Source organism: Streptomyces sp. NPDC059371 (genome assembly GCF_042751995.1).
Taxonomy (GTDB): Bacteria; Actinomycetota; Actinomycetes; order Streptomycetales; family Streptomycetaceae; genus Streptomyces.
Window position 1 is genome coordinate 1 of the sequence record NZ_JBHYXD010000057.1, and the last position, 8276, is coordinate 8276.

Genomic DNA, 8276 nt, shown 5'->3' on the forward strand with positions numbered 1-8276 from the left:
GCGCCTCACCCCAGCACACACCCCCCCCCCCCCGGCCGCCCCATTACACTTCGGGCCCCGCCGGGCCGCGGTGGTGTCCGCGGGGCTTTCTCGGGCTCAGGCCGCCTGTCGGTCGCGGCCCACTTCGCGCATCCGCCCGAAGGCGTAGACGCAGCCGGCCAGGGCGAGGTCGGAGAGCAGCATGAAGCCGATGGCGTAGGAGCTCTTGGCGCTGTAGACGGCTCCCATGACGAGGGGCGGGACGAAGCCGCCGAGTCCGCCCGTCGCGCCGACGATGCCGGTGACGCTGCCGACCTTCGGCGGCGGCGTGACCCGCGCGACCATCGCGAAGACGCTGCCGCTGGAGGTGCCGAGGCCGGCCGCCATCACGAGGAGGAAGACCGTTCCGCCCGGGACGAGGTGGGGTTCGAACGCCTGGCACACGGCCATGATCCCCACGACGCCGAGGGCCCAGGAGGTGACGACGGCGGGGTGGACGCGGTCGGAGAGCCACCCGCCGATCGGGCGGAAGACGACGGTGACGAGCGCGAAACCGGCCGCCCGGGTACCGGCGTCGGTGGGCGACAGGTCGTACCAGGTCTTGAGGTAGGTCGGCAGGTAGACGCCGAACGCGACGATGCCGCCGAACCCGATCGCGTACAGGGCCGCGAGTTCCCAGGTGACCCGCAGTCGCCCGGCGTCACCCAGCCGCTGCCCCAGCGAGGTGGTGGGGACCACGCGGTCGGGACGGTCGGCGAGGAGGAGGTACTCCACGACGGCCATGACGGCCAGGCCGATGGCCAGCACCACGAACGGCAGGTTCTCGCCGTGCTGGTAGATGCGGGGGGTGAAGTAGCCGGAGAGAGCGACGCCGCCCATGCCCGCGCCGAACACCCCGACGGCGAAGCCACGCCGCGCGGGCGGGAACCAGGAGTTGACGAGGGGGACGCCGATCGCGAAGGTCGTGCCGCCCAGGCCGAGGATGAATCCGACGACGAGGAGGCCCGCGTAGGAGTCCTTCGCGACGATGAGCAGCAGGACGGGCACGATGGTCAGCGCGGTGACGAGCGGAAACATGATCTTCGCGCCGAAGCGGTCGGTGAGCGCGCCGACGGACACCCGGCCGAGCGAGCCCACGAGCACGGGGACGGCGACCATCAGCGACTGCTGGAAGGAGCTCAGCGAGAGCTTCTCGCCCAGCGGAGTGGCGATCGGCGAGATGAGGTTCCACGCCCAGAAGGAGATGGCGAAGCCGATCGTGGCGACGACGAGGTTGCGGTAGGCGGCGCCGGGCACCGCGGGGGCCGGGGCCGTCCGGGCGGCGCTCTGGGCGGTCACTGCACTCGCTCCCATCCGGGCCGCTCGGGAGGGGTGCCGAGCCGGCCGCGTTCACGGCTGCGGTACACGATGTAGGGGCGGAAGAGGTACTGCACCGGGGCGCTGAACATATGGATCAGCCGGGTGTAGGGGACGAGGGCGATGAGGACGCAGCCGATGACGATGTGGATCTGATAGGTCACCGGCACGCCGTCCATCCGCGCGTAGTCCGGACGCAGGGTGAAGACGCTGCGCAGCCAGGGGGCGACGGTGGTGCGGTAGTCGTACCCGTGGCCTCCGGCGTGGGTGAGCTTGGCGATCATGCCCATGAGGATGGCGGCGAGCAGGACGGCGTACATGAGCTTGTCGTTGCGGGTGGTGGCGAGGAAGACCGGCCCGTTGGCGCGGCGGCGGTAGATCAGCAGCGCGATGCCGGCGACGGTGGCGAGGCCCGCGAGCGTGCCGGTGCAGAGCGAGAGGTAGTGGTACGCGGTCTCGCTCACTCCGAGTGCGCCGGTCCAGGAGTCCGGGACGAACAGTCCGACGAGGTGGCCGGCGAGCACGAAGAGGATGCCGTAGTGGAACATCGGGGACGCGATCCGCAGCAGCCTCGACTCGTAGAGCTGCGAGGAGCGGGTCGTCCAGCCGAACTTGTCGTAGCGGTGGCGCCAGATGATCCCGCCGACGAGCAGGACGATCGTGACGTACGGCATGACCGTCCACAGGAGGCTGTCGGCGAGGCTCATCGGGGGACGACCTCCAGCAGTGGGGTGCCGAACGGCGCGAGTCCCACGTCCTCGCGCGGTGGTCCGTTGCGGGCCATCGCCTGGGCGGCGGCCCGGTCGCGGGGTGAGGCGCCGGGGAGGGTGGCGACGAGCGCCCGGAGGACTCCGGCCCACGGCGAGGCGGCCTCGACGAGGGCGAGGCGCAGCAGTTCCAGCGCCGGGCGGTGGTCGCGCAGGAGGGTGTCGGTGCCGGTGAGGGCGGAGAACTCGCAGACGGCCGGGAGGAAGTCGGGGAGTTCGCGGGTGTCCGCGTACTCCCAGCCGTGCTCCCGGTAGATCTGCTTGAAGCGCACCAGGGACCGGCCGCGGCGGCGGGTGTCGCCGTCGGTCCACCAGGTGAGGTACAGGCAGCGGCGGCCGGAGAAGTCGAACGTCCGGACGTAGTCCTGCCGGAGCCGGTCGGGGCCGCTGCCGTCCGCGTGGTCGAGGAAGGCGCGCAACTCCCCTCTTCCTGCGCCGGGTTGTTCGTCGAGGGCCGCACGCAGGACACCCAGCCCGGCGTGGAACTCGTCGTCGGGGTAGACCAGGCAGCGGGCGACCGCCGCGTGGACGACGGCGTGCGGGGTGGTCATCTCTCCTCCTCGTCGTCGTGCGGGTCCTCGGTTTCCTCGCCGTTCCCGCCGTTCCGGCGGGGGAACAGTCCGGCGGGGTGGCCCCGGCCGTCCCAGTTCAGGAGGTTGACGCGGCTGCGGGCGGGGTCGGCGGGCGCGTCGGCGGTCTGTCGGTCGCGCAGCACGTGGAAGTTCTCCACGGACATCGGCGGCGACTCGCCAGACCCTTCGCCGTAGGGGCCGGAGCCGCCCATCCCGGGCCCGCCCGCGTAGTCGAGGCTGCACTCGTCGGGCAGGACGGACTCCTCGAGGCGTCGCGCGTCGCCGACCGCGGCGGTGGGGATCACGTACCGCTCCTCGTACTTGGCGATGGCCAGCAGCCGGAACATCGCGTACATCTCCTCCCCGGACATGCCGACCGACCGGGCGATGCCCTCGTCGACCGGGGCCGGGCCGGAGGGGTCTCCGGCGAGCAGCCCGGGGCGCATCGCGCCGCGCATGGCGGCGAGCTTCTCCAGCGACGCCCGTACGGGAGCGGTGTCGCCGGCGGTGAACAGCTCGGCGAGGTACTCCAGGGGGATGCGCAGGGTGTCGATGGCGCCGAAGAGATTGCCGGTGTCCTCGCCGTCGAAGCCGGTCTCGGTGAGGGCCTCGACGACCGGGGAGAGCGGCGGGATGTACCAGACCATCGGCATCGTGCGGTACTCCGGATGGAGCGGGAGCGCCACCTTGTACGTGCTGATGAGGGCGCGGACGGGTGAGCGGCGGGCCGCGTCGATCCAGTCCTGGGCGATGCCGGCGCGCTCCGCCTCCCGGCGTACGACGGGGTCCTCGGGGTCCAGGAACACGCCGAGCTGGGCCTCGTACAGGTCGGTGTCGTCGGGTGCGGAGGCCGCTTCCAGGACCTTGTCGGCGTCGTAGAGCATGACGCCGAGGTAGCGCAGCCGTCCGACGCAGGTCTCGGAGCAGACGGTGGGCAGGCCGACTTCGAGGCGCGGGTAACACAGCGTGCACTTCTCGGCCTTGCCGGTGCGGTGGTTGAAGTAGACCTTCTTGTACGGGCAGCCGGTCACGCACATGCGCCAGCCCCGGCACTGGTCCTGGTCGACCAGGACGATGCCGTCCTCCTGGCGCTTGTACATCGCGCCGGACGGGCACGAGGCGACGCAGGACGGGTTCAGACAGTGTTCGCAGATCCGCGGCAGATAGAACATGAAGGTCTGCTCGAACGCGAACTTCACCTTCTCCGAGGCCTGTTCACGGACCTTCGCCACCATCGGGTCGAGTGCGCCGTGTTCACTGACGCCGCCGAGGTTGTCGTCCCAGTTGGCGCTCCACTCGATCTCCATGGGCTTGCCGCTCAGCAGCGACCGCGGCTGCGCGACGGGGATGTCGTCGCCGAGGGGGGCGTCGCCGAGGTTGGCGTACTCGTACGTCCACGGCTCGTAGTAGTCGTTGATGGTGGGCAGTTCGGGGTTGGAGAAGATGTGGGCGAGCTTCGAGAAGCGGCCGCCGGCCTTGAGTTTCAGCCGGCCGCGCCTGTTGAGTTCCCAGCCGCCCTTCCACGTCTCCTGGTCCTCGTAGCGGCGGGGATACCCCTGTCCGGGGCGGGTCTCGACGTTGTTGAACCACACGTACTCCACACCGCCGCGGTTGGTCCACGCCTGTTTGCAGGTGACGGAGCAGGTGTGGCAGCCGATGCACTTGTCGAGATTCATGACCATCGCGATCTGTGCCATGACGCGCATGTCAGTACTCCACCGGTTCGGTGCGGCGCCGGATGACGGTGATCTCGTCGCGCTGGTTGCCCGTCGGCCCCAGGTAGTTGAACGCCCAGCTCAACTGGGCGTATCCGCCGATGAGATGGGTCGGTTTGAGCAGCAGCCGGGTGAGGGAGTTGTGCGTCCCGCCGCGTTTGCCCGTCGTCTGTGTCCTGGGCGCGGCGATGACACGGTCCTGCGCGTGGTGCATGTACACGGTCCCGGGCGGCATGCGGTGGCTGACGACCGCGCGGGCCGCGACGACGCCGTTGCGGTTGACCGCCTCGATCCAGTCGTTGTCGCGCACGCCGATCGTCCCGGCGTCCTGCGGGGACATCCAGATGTTCTGGCCGCCGCGCGAGAGCGACAGCATCAACAGGTTGTCCTGGTACTCGGAGTGGATGGACCACTTGCTGTGCGGGGTGAGATAGCGGACGGTCACCTCCGCCTGGCCGTCGTCGCCGGTGGAGACCCTGTCCCCGAAGAGCCGCCGCATGTCGAGCGGCGGCCGGTAGACGGGCAGTGCCTCGCCGAGTTCGTGGATCCAGTCGTGGTCGAGGAGAAGTGCTGGCGTCCGGTGAGGATGTGCCAGGGCTTCGCGTGCTCGGTGTTGAGGGTGAAGGCGGTGTAGCGGCGCCCGCCCGCCTCGCTGCCGGACCACTCCGGGGAGGTGATGACCGGCACGGGTGCCGCCTGGGTGTCGGCGTACGTGACGCGCTTGCCCTCGTGCTCGGCGGCGAGGTGGGCCATCGGCTGTCCGGTGCGGCGCTCCAGCGTGTGGAAGCCCTGGGTGGCGAGGTGGCCGTTGGTGGTGCCGGACAGGGCGAGGATCGTGTTCGCCGCTTTGACGGCGGTGTCGAGGAGCGGCCGTCCCACGGCCGGCCACGCCCTGCGGACGCCGTGCCGGTCGGCGAGCAGCCGCACCTCCTCGGCCACGTCGAAGGTGATGCCCTTGACCGGCAGGCCGAGCTTCTCGGCCAGCGGGCCGAGGGTGGCCATCTTCTCGCCGACGGCACCGTAGTCCCGCTCCATCACGGTCAGTTGGGGCAATAGTCTCCCCGGTACGGGCTCGCAGTCGCCGCGCCGCCAGTCCAGCGCGACGCCCCCGGGCTGGGCAATCTCGCCGGGGGTGTCGTGCTGGAGGGCGGTCGCGACGAGGTCGCGCCGCACCCCGAGATGCCTGGCCGCCATCGCGGAGAAGGACCGGGCGAGGGCGTGGAAGGCGGCGAAGTCGGTGCGGGCCTGCCACGGCGGGTCGACGGCCGGGGTGAAGGAGTGCACGTAGGGGTGCATGTCCGTGCTGAACAGGTCGTGCTTCTCGTACCAGGTCGCGGCCGGCAGGACGATGTCCGACATGAGGGTGGAGGACGTCATGCGGAAGTCCAGTGACAGCAGCAGGTCGAGCTTTCCCTCGGGTGCCTTCTCGTGCCAGCGGACATCGCGCGGACGTTCTTCGGGCCCGGCCTCCTCGGCGCCGAGCGAGGAGGTGGTGCCGAGCAGGTGCTTCTGGAAGTACTCGGCGCCCTTCGCGGACGAGCCCAGCAGGTTCGCCCGCCAAAGGGTGACGACGCGTGGCCAGTTGGCGGGAGCGTCGGGGTCCTCCCCCGCGAATCCCAGCTTCCCTTCGCGGAGTTGGTCCACCACGTACGCGGCCGGGTCCTGGTCGCCCGCCTCGTCGCACAGGTCGAGCGGATTGCGGTCGAAGGTCGGGTAGGAGGGCATCCATCCCGAACGGGTCGCCTGGGCGAGGCAGTCGGCGGCGGTCATCCCGGCGAGGGCTCCCCTGCCGAGCGGGGAGGCGAGGGTGTCGGCGCGGTAGTGGTCGTAGCGCCACTGGTCGGTGTTCAGGAACCAGTAGGCGGTGCCGATCGCCTGGCGCGGCGGACGCGACCAGTCGGACGCCGCGGCGAGCGTGGCCCAGCCGGTCTGCGGGCGGCACTTCTCCTGGCCGACGTAGTGCGCCCAGCCGCCGCCGTTGCGGCCCTGGCAGCCGGTGAGCTGGAGGAGGGCGAGGAAGGCGCGGTAGATCGTCTCGGAATGGAACCAGTGGTTCGTACCGGCGCCCATGAGGATCATGCAGCGGCCCCGGGACCGCTCGGCGGTGTCCGCGAACTCCCGCGCGGTACGGACGGCCGCCGCGGCCGGGACGGACGTGTGGACCTCCTGCCAGGCGGGCGTGCAGGGTACGGAGGCGTCGTCGTATCCCTTGGGCCAGGTGCCGGGCAGACCGTCGCGGGCGACGCCGTACTGGGCGAGCAGCAGGTCGTACACGGTCGTCACCAGACGGCCGCCGACACGCACCGCGGGGACGCCGCCGGCACGGACCGCCCCGCTGCCCTGGCCGTGCGGCCCGCCGTCGGTGTCGAAGCGGGGCAGCAGCACCTCGGCCGGTACGGCGTCCTCCCGTCCGTACAGCGAGAGCCGGGGTTCCAGATCCCCGAGTTCCAGATTCCACCGGCCCCGGCCGGACTCCGTCCAACGGAAGCCGAGCGAGCCGCCGGGTACCTCGGGCCTGCCCGTCCGCTCGTCGAGGACGACCGTCTTCCACTCCGCGCCCTCCGCGGTGTCGCCGAGGTCGGAGGCGCGCAGGAACTTGTCCGGGACGTGCCGTCCTTCGTGCTCCCGCAGGGTGACGAGGAACGGCAGGTCGGTGAACCGCCGGACGTAGTCCGTGAAGAACGGCACCTGCCGGTCGACGAAGAACTCCTTCAGCACGACGTGGCCCATCGCGAGGGCCAGCGCGCCGTCGGTGCCGGGGTGGGGGTGCAGCCACTCGTCGGCGAACTTCGTGTTGTCGGCGTAGTCCGGCGAGACGACGACGACCTTCTGGCCCCGGTAGCGCGCCTCGGCCATCCAGTGGGCGTCCGGGGTCCGGGTGACCGGCACGTTGGTGCCCCACATCATCATGTACGCCGCGTCCCACCAGTCCCCCGACTCTGGGACGTCCGTCTGGTCGCCGAAGACCTGCGGGGAGGCGACCGGCAGATCGGCGTACCAGTCGTAGAAGGACAGCATGGGGGCGCCGATGAGCGAGTGGAACCGGGCACCGGCGGCGTGCGAGACCATGGACATCGCGGGGATGGGTGAGAACCCGGCGACGCGGTCGGGGCCGTACGTCTTGATGGTGTGGACGTGCGCGGCGGCGGCCATCTCCACGGCCTCGTCCCAGCTCGCCCGTACCAGGCCGCCCTTGCCCCGGGCCCGCTGGTAGCGTCCGCGCCGCTCGGGGTCCGCCTGGAGGTCGGCCCACGCGGTGACCGGGTCCCCGGTGCGCGCCCTCGCCTCCCGGTACATCTCCAGGAGCACACCGCGGACGTACGGGTAGCGCACCCGCGTCGGCGAGTAGGTGTACCAGGAGAACGCGGCCCCGCGCGGACAGCCGCGCGGCTCGTACTCGGGGCGGTCCGGGCCGACGCTCGGGTAGTCCGTCTCCTGTGTCTCCCAGGTGATGATGCCGTCCTTGACGTACACCTTCCACCGGCAGGAACCCGTGCAGTTGACCCCGTGCGTGGAGCGCACGACCTTGTCGTGACTCCACCGGTCCCGGTAGAAGACGTCGCCGCTCCGGCCGCCCTCCTTGGAGAGCGTGCGCAGATCGGCGGAGGTCTCCCCCGCCGGAAGAACCGCCCGGTCCGCAACAGCAGCTCACTTGCCGTGCCGTCCATGCCTCCGGCGCCCTCGGCCTTCGTCGCGGGCACGGATGCTCCTCTCGGCCGACTTCAGCCCAGCGGACCATTCATGGGCGGGGGACGCATGTGCGGGGGGCTGAAAGGGTGAGGGGCGGGGGGGGGGGCGCCGGGGGCGGGCCCCCCCCCCCCCCCCCCCCCGGGGGGGGGGGGGGGGGGGCGCGCCCCCCCCCCCCCAGAGGAGGGGGGGGGGAGACA

4 protein-coding genes and 1 pseudogene are annotated in these 8276 nt (G+C 71.3%); all 5 read right to left on the reverse strand.

Annotated elements, in window-relative coordinates:
• Positions 1–96: 96 nt before the first annotated feature.
• The 5 genes and pseudogenes from ACFXGX_RS27185 to ACFXGX_RS27205 all read right to left on the reverse strand — a co-directional run bounded on the left by ACFXGX_RS27185 (position 97) and on the right by ACFXGX_RS27205 (position 8057).
• Entirely contained in the window at positions 97–1332 is a 1236-nt protein-coding gene (locus ACFXGX_RS27185; RefSeq protein ID WP_384795861.1) for a nitrate/nitrite transporter, read from the reverse strand.
• Positions 1314–2042 carry a respiratory nitrate reductase subunit gamma gene (gene narI / locus ACFXGX_RS27190; protein ID WP_384795863.1) on the reverse strand — a complete coding sequence of 243 codons (729 nt, stop codon included), beginning with the start codon at positions 2040–2042 and terminating at the stop codon, positions 1314–1316. The genes ACFXGX_RS27185 and narI overlap by 19 nt, the downstream gene beginning before the upstream one ends.
• The gene (narJ, locus tag ACFXGX_RS27195; protein WP_384795865.1) at positions 2039–2653 is read right to left on the reverse strand and encodes a nitrate reductase molybdenum cofactor assembly chaperone; all 615 of its coding nucleotides are present in this window, start codon (positions 2651–2653) and stop codon (positions 2039–2041) included. The genes narI and narJ overlap by 4 nt, the downstream gene beginning before the upstream one ends.
• On the reverse strand, positions 2650–4380 hold the full coding sequence (narH, locus tag ACFXGX_RS27200) for a nitrate reductase subunit beta (protein WP_384795867.1): 1731 nt from the start codon (positions 4378–4380) through the stop codon (positions 2650–2652). The genes narJ and narH overlap by 4 nt, the downstream gene beginning before the upstream one ends.
• A 1-nt stretch (position 4381) precedes the next feature.
• Positions 4382–8057: pseudogene (locus tag ACFXGX_RS27205) on the reverse strand (nitrate reductase subunit alpha).
• Between the last annotated feature and the right edge of the window lie 219 nt (positions 8058–8276).

Bases quoted from the DNA above. Each gene is read 5' to 3' on its own strand.
- ACFXGX_RS27185 (WP_384795861.1), bottom strand. From the start codon at position 1,332: ATGGGAGCGAGTGCAGTGACCGCCCAGAGCGCCGCCCGGACGGCCCCG.
- narI (WP_384795863.1), bottom strand. From the start codon at position 2,042: ATGAGCCTCGCCGACAGCCTCCTGTGGACGGTCATGCCGTACGTCACG.
- narJ (WP_384795865.1), bottom strand. From the start codon at position 2,653: ATGACCACCCCGCACGCCGTCGTCCACGCGGCGGTCGCCCGCTGCCTG.
- narH (WP_384795867.1), bottom strand. From the start codon at position 4,380: ATGCGCGTCATGGCACAGATCGCGATGGTCATGAATCTCGACAAGTGC.